The 20919-nt window shown below is 45.5% G+C and carries 20 protein-coding genes and 1 tRNA gene; 1 reads left to right on the forward strand and 20 read right to left on the reverse strand.

Features of this window, described 5'->3' with window-relative positions:
• Positions 1-290: 290 nt before the first annotated feature.
• From IRQ95_RS02480 to IRQ95_RS02490, 3 genes are all read right to left on the reverse strand, one after another.
• A tRNA-Ser gene (locus tag IRQ95_RS02480) sits at positions 291-378 on the reverse strand.
• Between the two features lie 120 nt (positions 379-498).
• Positions 499-999 carry an L-alanine exporter AlaE gene (locus IRQ95_RS02485; RefSeq protein WP_194435417.1) on the reverse strand — a complete coding sequence of 167 codons (501 nt, stop codon included), beginning with the start codon at positions 997-999 and terminating at the stop codon, positions 499-501.
• A gap of 234 nt (positions 1000-1233) precedes the next feature.
• Entirely contained in the window at positions 1234-3645 is a 2412-nt protein-coding gene (locus tag IRQ95_RS02490; protein ID WP_194435418.1) for a hybrid sensor histidine kinase/response regulator, read from the reverse strand.
• A 126-nt stretch (positions 3646-3771) separates the two neighbouring features.
• On the opposite strand from IRQ95_RS02490, the gene IRQ95_RS02495 reads away from it, so the two are divergent.
• Entirely contained in the window at positions 3772-4344 is a 573-nt protein-coding gene (locus IRQ95_RS02495) for a UPF0149 family protein (RefSeq protein ID WP_075647987.1), read from the forward strand.
• Positions 4345-4959: 615 nt separating this feature from the next.
• Here the strand turns inward: IRQ95_RS02495 and IRQ95_RS02500 are convergent.
• The 17 genes from IRQ95_RS02500 to IRQ95_RS02580 form a co-directional block, all read right to left on the reverse strand.
• Complete coding sequence (locus IRQ95_RS02500; RefSeq protein WP_194435419.1) at positions 4960-5994, reverse strand: potassium channel family protein; 1035 nt, start codon at positions 5992-5994, stop codon at positions 4960-4962.
• Positions 5995-6154: 160 nt separating this feature from the next.
• Positions 6155-7216, reverse strand: coding sequence for a quinolinate synthase NadA (nadA, locus tag IRQ95_RS02505; protein WP_194435420.1), 1062 nt, complete (start codon positions 7214-7216; stop codon positions 6155-6157).
• 154 nt (positions 7217-7370) lie between these two features.
• On the reverse strand, positions 7371-8135 hold the full coding sequence (gene ybgF, locus IRQ95_RS02510) for a tol-pal system protein YbgF (protein WP_194435421.1): 765 nt from the start codon (positions 8133-8135) through the stop codon (positions 7371-7373).
• Positions 8136-8150: 15 nt separating this feature from the next.
• Positions 8151-8666, reverse strand: a complete 516-nt coding sequence (pal, locus tag IRQ95_RS02515; protein ID WP_194435422.1) for a peptidoglycan-associated lipoprotein Pal — start codon at positions 8664-8666, stop codon at positions 8151-8153.
• Between the two features lie 34 nt (positions 8667-8700).
• Positions 8701-10053 (reverse strand): Tol-Pal system beta propeller repeat protein TolB, encoded by a 1353-nt coding sequence (gene tolB / locus IRQ95_RS02520; RefSeq protein ID WP_194435423.1) that lies wholly within the window; start codon positions 10051-10053, stop codon positions 8701-8703.
• A gap of 15 nt (positions 10054-10068) precedes the next feature.
• A complete protein-coding gene (tolA, locus tag IRQ95_RS02525; protein WP_194435424.1) occupies positions 10069-11112 on the reverse strand; it encodes a cell envelope integrity protein TolA in 1044 nt (347 codons plus the stop codon).
• Positions 11113-11125: 13 nt separating this feature from the next.
• On the reverse strand, positions 11126-11569 hold the full coding sequence (gene tolR, locus IRQ95_RS02530) for a protein TolR (protein ID WP_194435425.1): 444 nt from the start codon (positions 11567-11569) through the stop codon (positions 11126-11128).
• A gap of 3 nt (positions 11570-11572) precedes the next feature.
• Positions 11573-12256, reverse strand: coding sequence for a protein TolQ (gene tolQ / locus IRQ95_RS02535; RefSeq protein WP_075647995.1), 684 nt, complete (start codon positions 12254-12256; stop codon positions 11573-11575).
• Entirely contained in the window at positions 12246-12710 is a 465-nt protein-coding gene (gene ybgC / locus IRQ95_RS02540; protein ID WP_431358045.1) for a tol-pal system-associated acyl-CoA thioesterase, read from the reverse strand. The genes tolQ and ybgC overlap by 11 nt, the downstream gene beginning before the upstream one ends.
• 122 nt (positions 12711-12832) lie before the next feature.
• On the reverse strand, positions 12833-13135 hold the full coding sequence (ybgE, locus tag IRQ95_RS02545) for a cyd operon protein YbgE (protein WP_194435427.1): 303 nt from the start codon (positions 13133-13135) through the stop codon (positions 12833-12835).
• Positions 13128-13235, reverse strand: coding sequence for a cytochrome bd-I oxidase subunit CydX (gene cydX / locus IRQ95_RS02550; protein ID WP_000270284.1), 108 nt, complete (start codon positions 13233-13235; stop codon positions 13128-13130). Before cydX ends, ybgE begins: the two co-directional genes overlap by 8 nt.
• Before the next feature lie 12 nt (positions 13236-13247).
• Positions 13248-14384 carry a cytochrome d ubiquinol oxidase subunit II gene (gene cydB / locus IRQ95_RS02555; protein WP_194435428.1) on the reverse strand — a complete coding sequence of 379 codons (1137 nt, stop codon included), beginning with the start codon at positions 14382-14384 and terminating at the stop codon, positions 13248-13250.
• 11 nt (positions 14385-14395) lie between these two features.
• Entirely contained in the window at positions 14396-15982 is a 1587-nt protein-coding gene (gene cydA, locus IRQ95_RS02560) for a cytochrome ubiquinol oxidase subunit I (RefSeq protein WP_194435429.1), read from the reverse strand.
• Positions 15983-16511: 529 nt separating this feature from the next.
• A complete protein-coding gene (gene ruvB / locus IRQ95_RS02565) occupies positions 16512-17516 on the reverse strand; it encodes a Holliday junction branch migration DNA helicase RuvB (protein WP_075647999.1) in 1005 nt (334 codons plus the stop codon).
• A 21-nt stretch (positions 17517-17537) separates the two neighbouring features.
• Positions 17538-18155 (reverse strand): Holliday junction branch migration protein RuvA, encoded by a 618-nt coding sequence (ruvA, locus tag IRQ95_RS02570; RefSeq protein ID WP_075648000.1) that lies wholly within the window; start codon positions 18153-18155, stop codon positions 17538-17540.
• Positions 18156-18228: 73 nt separating this feature from the next.
• Positions 18229-18750 (reverse strand): crossover junction endodeoxyribonuclease RuvC, encoded by a 522-nt coding sequence (gene ruvC / locus IRQ95_RS02575; protein WP_075648001.1) that lies wholly within the window; start codon positions 18748-18750, stop codon positions 18229-18231.
• Positions 18751-18978: 228 nt separating this feature from the next.
• Positions 18979-20718 (reverse strand): glycoside hydrolase family 36 protein, encoded by a 1740-nt coding sequence (locus IRQ95_RS02580; protein ID WP_194435430.1) that lies wholly within the window; start codon positions 20716-20718, stop codon positions 18979-18981.
• Between the last annotated feature and the right edge of the window lie 201 nt (positions 20719-20919).

Here is a 20919-nt window from a genome sequence, read left to right on the forward strand (position 1 = left end):
AGATGCTATCGTTCGAATACCTTGGCTACTGTTGCGCGCCAAGAAGATTGAACAAAGAAACTACATAGATTGAAGCTTGTTTTAATGTTCAATCTATGCGGTTTTTATTCATTTTATGCGTCTCTGGTGTTATTGGAGGATCCGATTCAACTGGGCGGCATTACTTTACGTGTGACCCAGATTTGTCGATTCGTGCTTAATAGAGAGGAACTGTGCGGGGGATAGATAAACATGAATTATTAAAATAGATATACAAAAAAACCCCAGCATTTCTGCTAGGGTTTAAAATGTGGCGGTGAGTGAGAGATTCGAACTCTCGATACGTTGCCGTATACACACTTTCCAGGCGTGCTCCTTCAGCCACTCGGACAACTCACCGAATCAAATTGTGGTTAGCGATGTTCGCTAACGAGGCGCTAATTTAATGATTCTAGGAGGTTAGGTCAAGAGCTAAGCCGAAAAAATCCCATTTAGCGCGTTTGATTGGTTACGTTGTGGCTAATCTGCTGCTGGTTTGTCCACTAACACTTCAGAAACGGCTTCTTGTACCACTTCTTGTACGTAGTAACCCGGTACTTTAAACCAGCGGCGGCATGTATCAAGAAAGTGGCCGTAAAGCACACCCATCACACATGAAACCACAGCATTCGATGCAACTGCTGTTGCGATCTGCTCAAGGTTCGCCCCTACCACCAGCAAAATACACGCGTAAACCGGTGATTGGAATAATACGTAAGCACTTAGATCTGAAATGTTCTTCATTAAATGAGATGGTGAGATGCGGCCGCCCATGCGCAGCATAAAATCTCTAAACACGCCATAAGGCCATGCTATCGCGATATTCACTGGAATAGATAAGGTACGAGACGCCAAAGACTGCTCAAACGTCATACCTGAAATAAATATCTCTATAATCATGCCAGTAACAAAACAAAACACGACCATAGCAAAAGTGTCTGCTAATGCATTTCGAATACTGAATGAACCACGGATTTTCATTACCACCTCAACATATAATTCTGCTGAAACAACATTTTAACAACATCAATATCTAGTCTTTTTGAAATAACTAGCAATTAGCGCCATTAGAACACTAAATAAGCAGAACTAGATTCCATATTTCACATTGCAGAGTGGATAAATCACTGTTTTTAGAACAAAAAGCAGCTAAAGCTACTACCATGACTTTAGCTGTTTATTAGAAGGTTCGGTGTTTATAAATTACTCAGTAAATTAAGCGTCTTTTAGTAACACGGTCAGTACATCTAGCTCTTGTTGGGAAGGGAGTTGTTTGTCTTTAACAAGTGGTGCCAGTAGGGCTCCGGCATCACTTTCTGCATCGTGGTTAAAGTAGCGGTATATGTTAGTCAGTATCTGATGCGCTTCGTCTTGCTTTTGATCTTCCACAGCAATATAGAGTGAAACTAACTGCTCTTCGGCATTGAAAGGTGCTGCAAATTGTAGTTCTTGTAGTGATTTATACTGATAGAGCTTATCCGAATGGCGATAGAGCATATCGTCGAGTTCTTTCTCATCAATCGGTTTAGAGACGATGCCATCCACACCCGCAGCGCGCATGCGCTCTTGAGTCTCTTTAAATAGGTCAGCGGTACAGCCAAAGATCAGCGTATTGGCAACCGGGGAATGCAGCGCTCTAATCTCTTGTGTGGCCGTAATACCATCTTTTACTGGCATATGGTTATCCATCATGATCAGATCAAACTGGCTTACTTGCACGGCTTCTACTGCTTGCTCACCATCCCCCACGCAGTGGCACTCAAAACCTTTAGCTGACATAAAGCTCTTGATAATGATGGTATTGGTGCGGTTATCCTCCACAATCAGTGCTTTAAGCCCTTTGTAGTTAAGCTTTTTATGCTCACGGTTTTCTGCCTTTTCAGGTTGGCAGATTTCCATCTCAAGGATCACATCAAACGTGGTGCCTTTTCCAAGTTCGCTCTGCACTGAGACATCGCCATGCATCAATTCGCTAATCTGCTTAACTATCGCGAGCCCTAACCCTGTACCACCAAAGCGGCGTGTGGTTGAAGACTCGGCTTGCACAAACGGCCTAAAGATCTTTTCTAACGCTGATTTATCAATCCCTACCCCAGAATCTGTCACTTTAATATTGATGCAGTTGCGGCCATCCATCTCAATTTCATCAAAACTGATTTTGACAAAACCTTGTGAGGTAAACTTAACGGCGTTATTCAGCAGGTTAAACAAGATCTGACGCAAGCGCGCTTTATCTGAAGTGTACCAACGCAGATTATCAACGTTGTTTTCAATCTCAAACTTAAGCCCTTTCTCAGCGCATAGGGTGTGATAAACACTATTAATACTGCCAATAATTGATTGGAGTGGGAACGGCGCTTTCTCTAGCTCCAGATGCCCTTGTTCAATTTTAGAGAAGTCTAAGATCTCATTGAGGAGCATCATCATGTGGTCGCCTGAGTCATAAAGCGTCTTTAAGTGCTTACGCTGCTCGTGAGTGAGATCGGTTTTGAGTAGGATTTGCGCCGTACCTAATACCCCATTCATCGGAGTGCGCACTTCATGGGAAATCGTAGCAAGGAAGGCGCTTTTAGCACGCATTGAGGCGAGCGCTTTTTTCTTCTCTTGCTCTAAGAACACAGTCTTTTGATTAAACACATCGATGAGGTGTTTAATCTCGTCATCATTTTTATAGTCGAGGTTGATCAAACCGCCATGTTTGGAATCATCCACTTCGCGGGCAATCTGTGAAATGGGATCAATCAGCGAGCGGTTGATCACCACATAGCCGATCAATACACATAGCAACATGATAGGCACTATGCCCATCTCAACTTTGGTGACTAAGTCATAAGCTTGATCAGCAACCAATCTGTCCGCATTCACAACATCAATTGTCCAACCAAAATCACCAAATTGATGCTCGCTAATGTAGATCCCTTCAACCACCTTGAAATTATGTTCAAGCACCACTTCACCTTGGCTGTCGCGGATCAATACCCCCAACTCATTCTGTACTGAATTGAGTTTTATGAATTCAACTAAACTCTCAAGTGACAAGTCAATGGTGGCAACACCAGCAAACTGGTCATCTATATAGTAAGGAGAAGAGGCAGTGATCATCTGCACGTGAGTAAAGGGGTCAATATAAACGGATGACCAAGCGACGGTGCCAAGCGGTTTATTGGCAACGTCAGTATACCAAGGCTCACCATCATAGCCCCCCGTGGCGGGGTTGTCCCAAGAGTAAATGCGATCTATTGCGCCGTCTTTGGCTCGATTGAAAAATTGGCTTTTGTAAGGGCTGCGTGCATCATTAAGATCCGGTTTTGGCCATAACCCACCACTCACAGCAGCACCATCAATTAAACCAAAAAGATTACGTAAAATCTCGCCCTGCAGTTCAGCTGACTCTCCCGTGTTACCGATGCTAACTATGCTTTGCAATACTCCCAACGGGTTCTCTAGTGAGGCTTCAATCTCGTTAGAGATAATGTTTGATCTCGAATCAAGGTTGCGGATCAACTGCTCGCGAATCGGTGGTTCCACAACAAAATAGCTCACCGTACCCACTATCGCGACCACAAATGCCAAGTAGATAGTCAGTGCAAAAATGCTTTGTCGTTTAAGGGATGAACTCGTAGCCATAACCAACTGAATTTTTGATATTTAATAGAAATTATAGTTAATAGATCCCAACCGCAAACTATTTTTGTTAACAATGGGCTGTTACTATACCTCTATCCAAATATTAAAAACTTAATGGTATTGATTTTGACTTTACAAGAAATCCTTTCACAGCCAGAACTTGAAGGTAAGCTAATTAATGAAGCAAAGACTCACGGCTTCGTGACTGCAATGGCAGCTGCGCCTCATACGCTTGACCCACATGAGTGGCTACCATTCCTTTGGGGTGGTGAAGAAGTGGCACCATTTAGCGATGGTGAACAGCTAGAGTGTTACATCGAGCAAGTGATTGGTCTTTGGAACCAATACCGCCCGGCACTAATGGGTAACCAATGGCAATGGCCTGAAGGTTGTGCGCTGGACGAAGAAGAGATCGTGACAGCTGAAGCGCGTGACTTCTGTGAAGGCCTACTGCAAGGCTGGCAGCTATCTCGTGATGATTGGGAAGCTATCATGCCTGAAGACAGCCAAGACAATGCTCTGCTTGGCGGCGTACTGTTGTCACTGACGATGCTTTACGATCCAGAAACTTCTATCGCGACGCTAGCGGAGCAAGGCATTGAAGGTTTAGAGCAGTTTGAAGAGATCTTCAACGCGATGCCAACCATGCTATGCGGCCTAACCATGCGCGGCATGCAGCTAGTCGAAGCTGGCGAATAAGCTTTGCATTTAGGCTAGTAATAGATACGAATGGCCTCACGAAAGTGAGGCCTTTTTTGTATGTGTTGGAAGCAATGAAGAGCGAGATTCCTGACTGCGCCTGCGGCTATCAGGAATGACAAATTTGAGCTTTGGCTGTCATAAATGACAGATTTGAACTGCTGCAGTCATCAATGAGCGTTCTGAGCTTTTACTATCATGAAAGACAATTTTAACCTTGTGACTATCAGGCATTGCTTGTTGACTCAGCTTACCAAGTTACAGCGCACTAAAATCCAACAACAAACGACCAATTAGGTAAAAATTCAGGACGAAATTTTTAGGTTTTCGGTGTCGGGAACACCTAAAACCGACCGGACAGCGTCAGTGATACTAAATACCTTTCTGATTACTCCATTCCCTAAATATTTAGCCATAGCAAAGAGTAATTGGACCGCTTTCACGAAAGCTCAAAAAAACGGAAGGGTATTAAGCGGGACATACCTGCTAATAGGCTGGTTTGTATAGATCAAAAGCGAGATTCCTGACTACGCCTACGGCTATCAGGAATGACAAATTTAAGTTATGGCTATCAAGGATGACAAATTTAGGCTCAGGCTATGATAAATGACAGCATTAACTAATCTTCCCCCACTCAAACTGCTCGATGCGCTCATCAGCAATATAGAACAGCTTATTCCCCGGTTGAATCACCGCATCCAGATCTGGGTTTAACTCAATCCCCCCCTCGCCTTCCACAGCGATTAACGTGGCTTGATGATGTTTCTTCATAAACATAAACACCTTCTCCACCGATGTTTCTAATGCCGCCGCAGGGTAATAGGTTGAATACTGTGTCATGCCACGAGTCGATGCTAATAACTCTTGATGCAACGCGCTCGAGCCAGGGTCTACCGCTGCTTTGGCGATCATCTCTGCGCCAACAGCTGGAATACACTCTGCGTTGGGGCAATGCTGGCTTAACAGCGCGCTCAGCGCCTCGTCTTTGAAATAAGCGACAAGATGGGCATTAACATTGATATTGGCGCAATAGAGAGCCGCAGAGAGCGTAATGTCATCTTCTAAGTTATCGACCACAATGCAACTGGCTGCCTCTATACGCGCATTTTGCATTTCCTGCGCATCGGTATAGCTGCTGACTTTGACAAAGCCGATTTCACCCGGCAGTGGGTTCTCGATATCAGAACGAGTGCAAAGTACGATTGGTCGATTACCTTCTTCTTCGTGTTGCAGCATACGAATCAAATGCAAAGTCCGTTGACCATTCCAGCCTAAGAGTAAAATATGGTTATCTGTATTCACTTTTCTTTTCCCTAATACGCCAGCACGCCAATATTCAACGATATTTGACGCCAATCTGCCCAAAATCGAAGCAAAAAGCGCCAATCCACCCGGTATCACAAATAGCACGACCACCCACTTGCCCGCATCGGTCACTGGCGAATGATCGCCATAACCGACAGTGGAAGCAGTGACCATGAGATAATAAATAAAATTGGAGAAGTTATCGGTGAGATCAGATTCGCCAGCACTCCACAGGAGCAGCCATGACAACACTATATAGGCCAGCATCAACAACGCGAGGTTGCGCCCACTGAGAGTAAACAGTGTCGAATGCAATTTACGCCGAAGGTATAGCCACAACCCCATAGATCGCCCTGTCTTTTCTCTAGTCGTACGTTCAATTTAAGCAAAGAGACCGTAAAAAAGCGAAAAGAGTGCAAATAGGTGAGATATAGAAAGCAAAACTCATAAAAAAGCCAGCGTTACGCTGGCTTAGAAAAATAATCTAGGTTGTAGGGGCAGTCGCTTAAGCGTTGCCTTTTACTTGCATATTGAGTTGCTCAGCAAAATCTAGCATGCGATTTAGCGGGATAAGTGATTTAACACGTAGCTCGTCATCAACGAAAATCTCGTGTTGCTCACCGCCTTCAGTCAACGCCGCTTCAATTGCTTGTAGGCCGTTCATTGCCATCCAAGGACAATGCGCACAGCTACGACAAGTCGCACCAGCACCAGCTGTTGGCGCTTCAATCAGCTCTTTCTCTGGTACTAACTGCTGCATCTTAAAGAAGATGCCTTTATCGGTAGCCACAATCATTTTCTGCTGTGGTAACTCTTTTGCAGCTTTAATCAGTTGGCTAGTAGAGCCTACAGCGTCAGCCAGCTCAACGACGCTTGCTGGTGATTCAGGGTGAACAAGAATCGCCGCATCTGGGTAAAGACCTTTCATCTTACGCAGCGCATCTGAAGAAAACTCGTCGTGTACAATACACTCACCTTGCCACAGCAGCATGTCTGCGCCAGTTTTGTTGGCAATGTATGAGCCAAGGTGGCGGTCAGGGCCCCAGATAATTGGCTTATCTTCGCTATCTAGGTGCTCAACGATTTCAAGGGCAATACTTGAGGTTACTACCCAGTCAGCGCGTGCTTTCACCGCGGCTGAAGTGTTCGCGTAAACCACTACCGTGTGATCAGGGTGCGCGTCACAGAATTCCGTGAACTTGTCTGCTGGGCAGCCAAGGTCTAGTGAACATTCTGCTTCTAGTGTTGGCATAAGAATGCGTTTTTCTGGTGTAAGAATCTTGGCAGATTCGCCCATAAAGCGCACACCCGCGATGATCAGAGTGCTCGCAGGATGACGGTTACCAAACTTCGCCATTTCCAATGAATCACCAACAAAACCGCCTGTCTCTTCTGCCAACGCTTGAATTTCAGGATCGGTATAGTAGTGAGCGATAAGCACAGCGTCTTTTTCTTCTAGTAGACGCTTGATCGTCTCAATATGAGCGCGCTTCTCTTCTTCACTTAATTTTCTTGGTTTTGGAGGAAAAGGGTAAACAGTATCGATTTTATCTAAAATGTGACTCATTGCTTTGCTCTACGCAACTTCCGTTAATCCGAGTATTGTAACTCCGATCGACATCAAGAATCAAAAAGCTTTCCTGTATACCTTGGTCTGATTTGTGATGATTCACCCGATACAAAAAGAGGTGCACATGGCACCTCTTTCAATTGACTCGATCTTATTTCAGTTTTTCTTGCGCAATATTCGCGGAAGCACTGCCAGGGTATTCGGTTACCACTTGTTGATAGTACTTCTTAGCCTGTTCGGCATTATTATTACGCTCAGCGATGTCACCGAGTTTCACTAGCGCATCAGCACGCTTGTTGGAATCTTTGTAAGAAATCACTGCAGCAAAGCTCTTAACCGCCTCTTTATCTTGCTTCTTAGCAAAATAAAGCTGGCCTAGCCAGTAATGTGAATTAGGCGTAAAGCTTGAATCTGGATAATCTTTTTGGAACTGAACAAAGGCTGCAATCGCGCCTGTGTAATCACGCTTTTTAAGGATTAAATCAACGGCATTTTGGTATTCTGTTTGCTCATCTGCATTGCTACTAAACGTTCCTTTAGGCTCGCTAGTTGCCGCAGGCGTTTCAACAGGCACTACCGCGGTTGCTTTTTCTTGGCGTACTTTATCTAATTCGACAAACAGTTCACGCTGACGTTGCAACATCTGCTGCATGTCATAGTTATTCTTTTCAATTTGACCGCGAAGTTCGCTGATCTCAAGAGCCATTGAGTCTAGTTGTTGCTGCATTTGCAACTGAACACGGTTACGGTTCTCTAGAAGGCGCTCTAGACGTTGAATATCGGTCTCATTTGAGTATGAGCGGGAGCTACTGGTACTGCCACCAATATCAGATACTGGAGCTGGTGCAGCGAACGCTAGGTTCGCTGCACTTGCCAGTAACGTAAGCGAGATAATGTGCTTGATGTTACTGAACATGAGGTCTTCCTCGAATTAGTACACTAGAACTGCGCGGCGGTTCTTAGCGTATGCTTCGTTAGATTGACCTAGCACTAGTGGCTTCTCTTCGCCGTAGCTAACGATAGCGATTTGATCAGCCTGTACACCTAGCGCTTGTAGGTACATAGATACCGCTTGCGCACGACGCTCGCCTAGTGCGATGTTGTACTCAGGAGTACCACGCTCATCCGCGTGACCTTCAACTGTTACTTTTAGCGCAGGGTTAGACGTTAGGTATGCAGCGTGTAGAGCTAGAACTTTTTCGTAGTCGCTAGAGATTGTTGCATTGTCAAACGCGAAGTAAATCGTTGACGCTTGCATTACTTGATCTTTTAGCTCTTGCTCAGACAGTTGACCATTTTGGCCAATTGGTGTCGTTACCGTAGTAGATGAGCCATTGTTAGTTTCCGAGCCCGATGCGTTTGCTGCATCGTCGCTTGAACTACACGCAGTAACCGCTAGAACTGGTAGTGCAATTAGTAGCCCTTTAAGAACTTTATTAAGTTGCATTGTTATGTTTTCCTTACTTATTGATACTTACTTGCTACAAAAACGGTGACCAAGCTGGAGCACGGACGCGGCCATTGGTTGCTGGCAATCGCGCTTTAAAACGCCCATCGATCGAGACCATCGACAATACGTTAGTCTTGTTATAGATCGAGCTATAGATGACCATTCCGCCATTTGGCGCGATACTTGGAGATTCATCCAAGAGTGTTTTTGTCAAAATTTCGACAGTACCAGTTTCCAAATCCTGCTTCGCAAGATTGAAACCAGTATTGCTACGATTCACCATTACCAAAAAACGACCGTCTGGCGTAATTTGACCACCGAGGTTTTGACTACCCTGCCAAGTTATACGGCTGGTGTCACCGCTAGCCAAATTTACTCGATATATCTGAGGTTTACCACCCCGATCGGAAGTGAAAATCAAGGATTTTCCATCCGGATACCAGAAAGGTTCCGTATTATTTGATCTGCCCCGCGTTATCTGGGTCAATTTTCGTGTAGCGAGATCGAGGGTATAAACCTGCAAACTGCCCGATTTAGATAAAACCAGTGCCAGTTGTTTACCGTCAGGCGAAAATTTTGGCGCACCATTGTGACGTGGGTATGACGTCACTTTCTCACTTTTACCGGTATAAATGTTCATGATGAAGATTTCAGCTTGGCCATTTTGGAAACTAACATAGGCCAGCTCTTTTCCATCTGGGGACCAAGATGGCGACATTAGAGGCTGCTTTGAGCGCAGTACTAAACGCTCGTTATAACCATCATAATCAGCCACGCGCAGCTGGTATGGGTATGAATCTTTGTCATTTACAACTACGTACGCGATACGGGTTAAGAATGCGCCACGCTCACCAGTCAGTTGCTCGTAAACTAAATCAGAAATGCGGTGCGCATACTCACGTAAGCGGTTCTTTGGCACTGTCGCACGTTTGTTAAACAATACGTGGTCTTTAGATAAAACCAGTTCACCATCACTGCCTAACGCGCGGCTTTGGCCTTTGGTCAATTGGCCGCGAACCACATCCACCAACTGATAATTGATGACGTAGTCACCCTTTGCATCTTGAGTAATGCTACCGGTTAGCAATGAGTCAACACCAAGCCCTGTCCACGCATCGAAATTAACTTCTGTTTCGTTGTATGGTGTCTGTGGCATTTTACTGGTCGCCACAGGGCTGAATTTACCACTGCGCTGTAAGTCTGAAGCGATAACCGCTGAAACATCTTGCGGCAATGGCGCTGCGCCTTCCCATTTGAAAGGAACGATAGCAATCGGACGAGCCGAATCGATACCGTCGGTAATGACCAATTCCAGCGCCGCGTTGGCTACTTGAACGGTACTAGAGATAATAAGTGCTAGTCCTAATATAAGTCGCTTTAACACAAGCTAATCCTTTAATTACAGTTCAACAGTTAAATTGATGTTTTTCAGTTTGTTTACCACATCCGCCTCTTTTGGCAGCGGGAAACTCGGTACTTGGGCGACGGCGCGCTTGGTTGCCGCACATACGCGGCTATCACCTTCGAGTATACTAAAGTTACCTACGATCGCCCCCGATCCTGTCGGGATCAAACGTAAGTTAACTCGACAAGACTTTCCCCGAAAGTAGTCCTCCACTAACAGGTTTTGCTTGATAAGTTGCGTGTAGATAGCACCAAATCGCGCTACTTCACTATTAACATATTGACCGCGTGCGGCACTGTTTTGTTCCGACTCGGATTCTAGCCCCGCAAAGATATCGTTAAGCGCCGCTTCTTGCTCTTTACGCTCACGTTCTAGTCGCTGTAAACGCTCTGTCTCTTTGCGCGCTTTCTCTGCGGCCTCTTTAGCGGCTTTCTCTTTCGCGATACGTTCTTTTTCCGCTCGTTCAGCAGCTTCGCGTTCTTTGCGTGCTTTTTCTTCAGCAGCTTTACGTTGCTGTTCCGCTTTAGCAATGGCCGCTTCTTTGGCTACCCGCTGCTCTTCTGCCTTGCGCACCGCTTCTTCTTTGGCTTTACGCTCTTGCTCAGCTTTCACGGCACGCTCTTTTTCTTTGCGTACGCGTTCTTCTTCAACTTTGCGTTCTTGCTCTTTCTTCACTCGTTGTTTTTCAGCTTCACGCGCCGCTTTTGCTTCACGTGCTTGCTGCTCTTTGAGCTTACGAATACGCTCTTCTTCCGCTTTTCGATTCTTCTCTAGCTGCTCGCTTTCACGGCGCAGCTTATCAAGACGAGCTTGCTCTTTACGTGCAGCTTCTTCACGCTGACTGCGGATTTGTTGCGCTTGCTGGCGCACCAGTGCTGGATCAATCACTACGGCCTCAACCATACCCGCAGTTGGGGTTGGTTCCGACATGGTGAAATCCGTGCCCCAAATCAATGCAGCAACTAAGGCGGCATGCAGAGCCACCGATATCACTATCGGTTTGCCCATTTTGTTTTTATTAGGCTTACTGTCTTTCATGAAGCGACTGAACTTATTCCTTGATGTCCGTTAGCAAGCCGACTTTCTCGATACCTGCTTGGCTCAACTCATCCAAAATCAACACAATCTCTGCGTACGGTGTCGCCGCATCACCACCGACTGCCACTGGGGAGTTCGGTTTAAGGCTCAGCTCGGCTTTTACGCGCACAATCAGATCTTGCAGTGAAATACCACGCATCACTTCTTCATCGTTGACGCTCAAGCCCAAATTACCATCACGGTCGACTTCAACAATGATAAAAGTCGTATTAGGGTCTTGCGCCATGTCTTGCATTGACTCTGCCGCTTCCGTTTTTGGCAGCTCTACTTCAACGCCTTGAGTCACAAAGGGTGACGTCACCATAAAGATGATCAGCAGTACCAACATAACGTCGATATATGGAACAACGTTAATTTCCGCGGTCATTTTACGCTTTTTACGTTGATAACCCGCCATGCGTTACTCCCTGCCAGCCATGACTTGGCGGTGAAGAATACTGTGGAACTCTTCAGAAAACGTAGCGTAGCTGTGCTCAAGTTTAGAAACCTTGTTGCTTAGGCGGTTGTATGCCATTACCGCAGGAATAGCGGCAAACAGACCCATTGCCGTTGCCACAAGTGCTTCTGCGATACCAGGCGCCACCATTGCAAGCGTCGCTTGCTTTACTTCGCCCAGCGCGATAAAGGCATGCATGATGCCCCAAACGGTACCAAATAGGCCGATGTATGGGCTGATTGAGCCAACCGTAGCTAGGAAAGGTAAGCTGTTTTCCAATTCGTCAACTTCACGGGCAACGGCAACACGCATCGCGCGACCTGTGCCTTCCATGATGTAGTCAGGTGAATTGGCATTTGATTTACGCAGGCGAGCGAACTCGGTAAAACCTGAGTAAAAGATCTCTTCTGTGCCAGAAAGTTCATCTTTGCGTTTTGCCACAGATTGGTAGATCACCGATAGGTCGACGCCTGACCAGAATTTGTCTTCAAAAGACTCAGACTCTTTTGCGGCCTGAGACAGCACTTTACTGCGCTTAATGATCATCGCCCACGAGACGATAGACATGCCAAGTAGGATCAACATCACCATTTTTACTAGCAAGCTTGCTTGCAAAAACAGGTCAAGAATTGAGATATCAGCGGTCACTTCGAGAAAACTCCATAAATATTGCATGAGGGATGGCTGTTGGTCTCATCCTCTCGTTATTGATACATGCTACCTTAACCATTGCTCGGCACAATGTTTTACCATCAGGATTTACGATCTCCTGACAGAATGTTAACGATGCTTTCTTTAGCTCCGCGATGGAAGTTCTCACCACCAAGTGATCGTCAAGCCTAGCACCCTGTAAAAAGTCTATGTCCATATGTCGGACTACAAAACCGATGTTTTGTTCCAAAAGAACATGCTGCGAGACACCCGCACTGCGCAGCATTTCTGTGCGCGCTCTTTCAAAAAATTTCAAATAGTTTGAGTGGTACACCACACCGCCTGCGTCAGTGTCTTCATAATAGACGGTAATTGGCCACTCAAATGCTACCTGTACGTTATCCACGTTTACACCCGATGTTGATGCTATTAGTTCGATACTATAACGCATTCCAATAACTTATGTGCAAGCAGTGTTGAGTGATTTCAGACGTTCGACTAAAAAAAAACACCAGTTTAGATAAACTGGTGTTTTTTCAATATGTTCTTGATGGATTTTTGTACAATTAAATTCTATAAAACGTAAGCAACTGTTAAATAGATTAAAATCCCTAAACTGATGTATGGGCTGAATAGTAGCTGCCAATACCAATTTCTTGGCTTAAATGACAGGCCAAACACCATACTTGAACATACCGCCCAAATAAGCAGAGGCGAAATCACTGCATTAAAGCCGCCAATCGCTTCTGAATAGGCATGTGGGTCCCACATCAACATTGCAACATGAAAGAACCCAAGTACCAGGGATAAAACCCTAAATAGGGTCTTATCCAATGGGGCATGCAGTTTAGTCATCAAGTCAGCGAGATTACTCACTGTCTTTGTCCATCATCTCAGAGTGCTCTAACCAAAGAGCGTTGATGATACCGAATGCACAAGCAAGTAGTACACCTAGAATCCATGCGAAATACCACATAGTAAATGCTCCTTAGTAAAGTGAGTTTTTGTTTTCTTCAATGTATTTGTTATCCAAGCGGCCAAACATCTTGTAGTAAGTCCAAGACGTGTAACCAAGAATAACTGGAACCATTACTGCTGCTACAGCAGTCATTAGGTTCAACGTCAACTCAGATGAAGTTGCATCCCACATAGTTAAGCTGTGAGCAGGTACTAGGCTTGAAGGCATTACGAATGGGAACATTGCAAAGCCAGCCGTTAAAATCACACCTGCGTTACCCAAGCTTGAGAATAGGAACGCAAAGCCACACTTTTCAAAACGCGAAGCAAGAACCGCAAGCAGTGGCATAACCACACCAAGAGCAGGCGCTGCCCACATTAGTGGGTAAGTTTCGAAGTTGTTCATCCACGCACCCGCTTCACGAATTACTTCTTTGTTCAGTGGGTTTGATGGTGCATTTGTATCCATCACACTGGTAATCACGTAGCCATCAATGTTCTGAATCCAGAAGCCAGCTGCAACAAATGCTGCAACGGTAAGTAGACCCATCAATTGTGCTACGCCACGAGCACGAGTATGCACGTCAGCAGTGGTCTTCATTTGTAGCCAAGTTGCACCTTGCATCACGATCATAAACACACTGACTAGACCACAAAGGATAGCAAATGGGTTAAGAAGACCGAAGAATGAACCATGGTACGTTGGCATCATAAAGTCGCTAAGTTGGAACGGTACGCCTTGCAGCAGGTTACCAAACGCTACACCGAAGATTAGCGGTGGAACGAAACCACTGATTGCGATACAGATATCCCAAGTTTGACGCCATTTTTTGTCTTCGATCTTTGAACGGTAATCAAGACCAAGTGGACGTAGCCATAGCGCAGCAAGCGTTAGGATCATCGCTAGGTAGAAACCTGAGAATGACGTTGCGTAAACCAATGGCCAAGCAGCAAATAGAGCACCACCTGCGGTGATTAGCCATACTTGGTTGCCGTCCCAGTGTGGAGCGATAGTGTTAATCATCACTCGACGCTCAGTGTCGTTTTTACCAATGATTGGCACAAGCGCACCAACGCCCATGTCAAAACCATCTGTAATGGCGAAACCTACTAGTAGAACACCAATCAGTACCCACCAGATAAGTCGTAAGATTTCGTAATCAAACATATTCTTTCTCCTTACGCGTCAACTTGGCGACTAACTTTGTCTTCTACAGAGTTAGCATCTTGCTCGAAGTGGTAGCGGCCTGTTTTTAGGCTGCTAGGGCCTTTACGAGCGAATTTCAGCATTAGGTACACTTCTGCTACTAGGAACGCCGTGTACAGCGCAAGAATAGCGAATAGTGATGTCCAAATTTCAGCTGCTGTTAACGCAGAGGCTGCAACATGTACAGGTAGAATTTCACCTACCGCCCATGGTTGACGACCGTATTCAGCCACGAACCAACCGGCTTCGATAGCAATCCATGGTAGTGGAATGCTAAATAGCGCAGCTTTTAGGATCCAAGGTTTCTGTTCAATCTTCTGGCGGCAAGTTTGTAGGAACGCGGCGCCAAATACGAATAGCATGATGAAACCACACGCTACCATGATACGGAATGACCAGAATAGCGGCCATACTGTTGGAATAGAGTCATCTGCAGCGGCTTGGATTTGATCTTCAGTCGCGTCAACAACGTTGTCTGTATAGCGTTTCAGAAGTAGACCGTAACCTAGGTCACCTTTCACTTCATCAAATGCCGCCATGTTCGCTTCTGACTTATCGCCTGCGCGTAATTTCTCAAGTAGCTCGTATGCGTACATACCCGTGCGGATACGATCAACGTGGTCGTCACGCAGGTCACGTAGGCCCGTTACTTGCTCGTCTAGAGAACGTGTTGCGATGATACCCATTACGTAAGGGATCTTAAGTGCGAAATCCGTTTCCATCGTTTCTTGGTTTGGTAGACCAAACACGGTAAACGCAGCTGGCGCTGGTTCAGTGTGCCATTCAGCTTCAACGGCTGCTAGCTTCACTTTTTGCACTTCACCTAGCTCGTAACCTGATTCATCACCAAGAACGATTGTCGATAGAATTGCAGCCATACCGAATGATGCTGCAATTGCAAATGAACGGCGAGCAAATGCTACGTCACGGCCTTTTAGTAGGTACCATGAGCTGATGCCTAGAACAAACATAGCGCCACATGTGTAACCAGAAGCAACGGTGTGAACGAATTTAACTTGCGCTACAGGGTTTAGTACAACTTCAGCGAAGCTCACCATTTCCATACGCATTGTTTCAAAGTTAAATTCAGCGCCCACTGGGTTTTGCATCCAGCCATTCGCAACCAAGATCCAAAGTGCCGAGAAGTTAGAACCTAGAGCAACTAACCAAGTTACTGCGAGGTGCTGACGTTTCGACAATCGGTCCCAACCAAAGAAGAATAAGCCAACGAAAGTGGATTCTAAGAAAAAGGCTACTAGAGCTTCAATGGCAAGAGGTGCACCAAAAATGTCACCTACATAGTGAGAATAGTATGACCAGTTAGTACCAAACTGGAACTCCATGGTAAGGCCAGTAGCCACACCTAGAGCGAAGTTAATACCAAACAGCTTACCCCAGAACTTAGTCATGTCCTTGTAAATCTGCTTGTTGGTCATTACGTACATTGATTCCATGATGGCAAGAAGGAATGCCATACCTAGAGTCAGTGGTACGAATAGAAAGTGATACATCGCTGTTAATGCGAATTGCAACCGCGATAGATCAACTATGTCAATCATGAGAACTCCTATGTGTCGGCTGAAAGACACGCTTTACGTTCATTGCTTTAGTATCTCAAGTGTTTTGCTTCCATGAGAATGTTTCTAAAAACACCATATTGTTATAAATATGTACTGCAATCGTTAGTTAATTGTTAAGCATCAGCTAATATAGCTATCACTAATATTACTGCGAAAAGCCGGATGTTTCAAAAGGTTTATAAACGCAAATCGTCTTGATCTATATCAAGCAAAAATCGCGAAAAACGAACAAAAATCGCACAGATTGATCTAAATCAATCTAAATTAAAGTTTGATGTTAGAAAAAGATGAAATCTAGATGTAAGAACGGAAGGTTTGATCACAATGTTTTTACATTGCTTATTTTTTGATTACCTAAAAAGTATTAGGTGGGTTTAGAAAAATGTGAGCTCATCGACATCAAGGTAGTGTCAAGCTCTAATAGTCAATAAAAAAGCCCAAATATTCACAATCTATTTTATTTGATTACAAACACTTGAGCTTTAATTACCGGAAATAAAAACTAAGTTTACTTTTCGATGCCGAAGTGCAGATACGCTCTATCGGTCGCAATACGCCCACGCGGAGTGCGCTGCAAGTAACCTTGCTGAATCAGGTATGGCTCTAATACATCCTCGATGGTGTCTTTCTCTTCACCAATCGCCGCTGCCATATTGTCTAAACCAACAGGACCACCACCAAACTTCTCCATAATGGCTAAAAGCAGTTTGCGGTCCATGTAGTCGAAACCTTGAACATCAACATCCAACATATTCAGCGCTTTATCAGCGACGTCAGCACTGATGTGACCATCAGCTTTTACTTCTGCATAGTCACGCACACGGCGCAGCAAACGGTTAGCAATACGCGGTGTACCACGAGCACGTCGCGCCACTTCCAGTGCACCTTCTGATTCCATCGAAAGACCTAAACAATCGGCACTGCGCTGAACAATATGTTGCAAGTCATCTACTTTGTAGTACTCAAGACGCTGGGTAATACCAAAACGGTCACGCAGCGGCGAAGTGAGTGAACCGGCACGTGTGGTTGCACCAATCAAAGTAAAAGGAGGCAAGTCGATTTTGATTGAGCGTGCCGCAGGGCCTTCGCCAATCATAATGTCGAGTTGGTAATCTTCCATCGCCGGGTAGAGTACTTCTTCCACCATTGGGCTAAGACGATGGATCTCGTCAATGAAGAGAACGTCATTTTCTTCAAGGTTGGTCAAAAGAGCCGCCAAGTCCCCTGCCTTTTCTAATACCGGACCCGATGTGGTGCGAATGTTCACACCCATTTCATTGGCCACGATATTGGCTAAAGTCGTCTTACCTAAACCCGGAGGACCAAAGATCAACAGGTGATCCAGCGCTTCACTGCGCAGATTAGCGGCTTTGATGAAGATCTCCATCTGATCACGCACGTGATCTTGACCTTGGTAATCGGCAAGCTTTTTGGGACGAATCGCACGGTCAATCACATCTTCATCACGAAAACTGGGATTGTCTGGGGCAATTAGGCGGTCAGCTTCAATCATTTTGTTCCCTTAAACTCTCGGTTACACCATGGATTTCAGTGCTTCACGGATCAGCTCTTCACTGCTCATGCCCGGTTTTTGCACTTGAGATACCACTTTAGAAGCTTGGGTTGGTTTGTAGCCTAGCGCAAGTAGTGCACTCACCGCTTCTTCTTCCGCATTACCTTGTGATGGCGTTAAGCCATTATCCAATGGCGCAGCGTCAGTAAATGGCGTAAATAGATCACCCGCACTCCAACCTTTCAGGCGGTCTTTCATCTCTACCACTAAACGCTCAGCGGTCTTTTTACCCACACCCGGTAGCTTAACTAGTGTTGAAATATCTTCACGCTCTACACAGGCAACAAACTGGGTCGCCGTCATGCCAGAAAGAATACCTAAGCCAAGTTTTGGCCCTACGCCGTTGGCTTTGATAACTTCGCGGAACAAAGCACGCTCTTTAACTGTATTGAAGCCATACAGCAGTTGGGCATCTTCACGCACAACAAAATGCGTATAGATAATTGCCTCTTCGCCGACATTTGGCAGTTCATAGAAACAACTCATTGGCATTTGCACTTCATAGCCAATGCCATTGACTTCAATCAGGAGTTCAGGAGGTTGCTTTTCTAGCAAGATGCCACGAAGACGTCCAATCACGGTAGGTACCTAGAGTTATAAATAGTTGCAGCGATAATAATAAATAACTGGATGGATAGCCAGTTAAAATCGACTAACGATAGCGTCCACGGCGCGCGCCTGTGGCTTTGCCTGCTAGTGCAATCAGTGTTTTGTTGGTGTTTGCATGACAAATTGCTACGCCAAGGGCATCGGCAGCATCGGCTTGTGGGCATGCTGGCAGTTTTAGCATCTGTTGCACCATATGCTGAACTTGCTGTTTATCTGCGCCACCGGTACCGGTAACGGCTTGTTTAATGAGCCTTGCCGCGTACTCATGCACGGGAAGGTCAGCATTCACCGCAGCCACAATGGCGCTACCACGTGCTTGTCCCAGCTTAAGTGCGGAGTCAGCATTGCGCGCCATAAATACTTGCTCAATGGCAAATACATCCGGTTGAAATTGCGTAATGATTTCAGTCACTCCAGCGTAAATTTGCTTCAAGCGACCTGGTAATTCTTTCTCTGAAGTGCGGATACAGCCACTGCCCAAATATTGTAGGTGGCGGCCTTGCTGGCGAATAACGCCATAGCCTGTAATGCGAGAGCCTGGGTCTATTCCCAAGATAATGGACATAAAAAACCTAACCAATGTCTTTGTTCGGTGCTTAGTGTATAGCAGCGGCCGATGAATGGCGACTAATACCCGCGCCCTTTAAGGGCTCCATAGCATTGAATGATAGGCAGAATAGAAGCTTCGATTAGCCACTTTGATCAGAAACGTTCCTTAGAAACTGTGCTTAAAAACTTGGCTTAGAAACGACAGTCGCTTGTCGCTAGGTGGCTCTGTCAGCGAGCTGAATGACTATCCAACACTCACGATGGCTCTTGCCGAAAGTCCAGAATCTAACATCACTTCGAACGCTTGAGTGGGCACTTGATTCAGCTTTTCACCACTCCAATAGTCGTACCAATTAACTGGAGTATTGGCGGTCAGCATGACACCACGAATTGGTTGATTGTAGTTAAATAGGCAATGTAGCTCGTTATGAGGAGTGAGGTTCAGCGATGCATGATGTAACGTCAACGAAGAGAATTGTGCAGGTGAAGCGCTGGTTTTATGTCTCTCGACCAATAGTTTGATAGATTCTTTTGCAAATGGGGTAATGTCATCCAGCGGATCACCGGAAAACAATACTCCGCCACTCGCCAGATGCACGGTGCGGTGGAAATCATAATAACGACGCTCACACCCCTGATTGGCTAGGGAGGTCAATACCAACCTTTCTGGATCCACTTGCCATAACTTGCCATGTTGCCACCCTCTTAAGAAAGTAGTGATAGCGTTTTGTTCATATTGGCGTTCATCACGTACGGCACTATCCGTAACTCGCATACCATCGGCTAAGCCAAGGGAGGCCCATAATGGCGCTCTATTCAGCAACACGTATGCCTCTCCCACCGCATCGTTAATTGCTTGTAGCCCCATCCGATAGGCTTCAATGCTAGTAATCCCTCTGGCATCGCGATGACCTTGAACTGTGCCCCAATATAATCCGTCCAGTTTAAACAGCTCGACACCTAACTCTTGAGAAAGCATCTCAAACAGTAACGATAGGTGCTCTTGCACTTCATGATTTGTGGTATCAAGTACATAGCAGGCTTTACCGTCTATCCCAGCGGCGGTCACTTCGTCTGCACGCATAGGTGAACCCGCGCCATTACTGACAAACCATTCTGGATGCTGACTAAATAATGCGGAGTTAGGCGCAACAAGGAAAGGGGCAAGCCATAAACCAGGGCGTTTGCCGTGCAATCTAATCTGTTCGACCATCGGTAACAGCTTGGCTTTAAATTCTTCTATTCCGTCAGACCAATCACCAACTAGGTGTTGATAACCTCGATCGATCAACACATATTCCAAACTTGAATATTGGGACTGTTGGATATTTAAACTCCCCAGCAGAGCGTCCATTTCTAACAACTCGCCTGACGAATGTTGCGTACTCCAACCAACAGGCGGAACATCAAGTCGACTGATTTTAGGTTGATGATGCTGACAAAGATAGTCGCTGTACTCATCATACAGTTGATTTAAATCCGTCGATTTAAGTACCACTACCGATTCTAACTCGTAAGTAGACCACTCTCTGGGTGAACTGTTTTCACCATCAATATACGCGACAATTTGATGGCGTCCCTCGCTCTCGACTATCTCAAAAAATCCAGCAAACCGATGGCAGGAGGTAAAACCGAACAGCGTATAACCAAGCGAATCACCAATCACCAAATAGTTGTAGAAACGGTGAAGATGACCACTTGGGTAGACTCGCATCGAGGTGCCACTATCCGCAGAATCACCGAGTATACGAAGGTTATCGAATGTGCCGAAGCTCTGACAACTCATCTGAAAACCATCGCCGTAGATTTGCGCATCGTGTTCAAGGTAGAAACCAAGACTGAATAATGGGTAGCGCTTGTTAATAGGATCGTTAGAAAGACCACCAAAAGAAAAGCTCAATTCATTACCTTGCTGCACAGCTAATAGCTGATTGCTGGCAACGGTAATTTCGACTTGGCATGGCAAGGTAATTCGGTGAAACATCGATTCTCTCTACGGGGATATTTTGACCAAATTACAACATTAGCACTGAGTTAAATCTATGAAATCAAATAAAATTAACATTATGTAACTCACGTTTTCATAGGATTGGTTACTTAGTGCTAGAAGCTCAAGAGTCGGTTTCATTCCTTGGTATTCTATATTCTGTGACTTCAAGCTACGGGATTCCGAGCACTGTCACTG

It is taken from the genome of Vibrio fluminensis (assembly GCF_015278125.1).
Lineage (GTDB): Bacteria > Pseudomonadota > Gammaproteobacteria > Enterobacterales > Vibrionaceae > Vibrio > Vibrio fluminensis.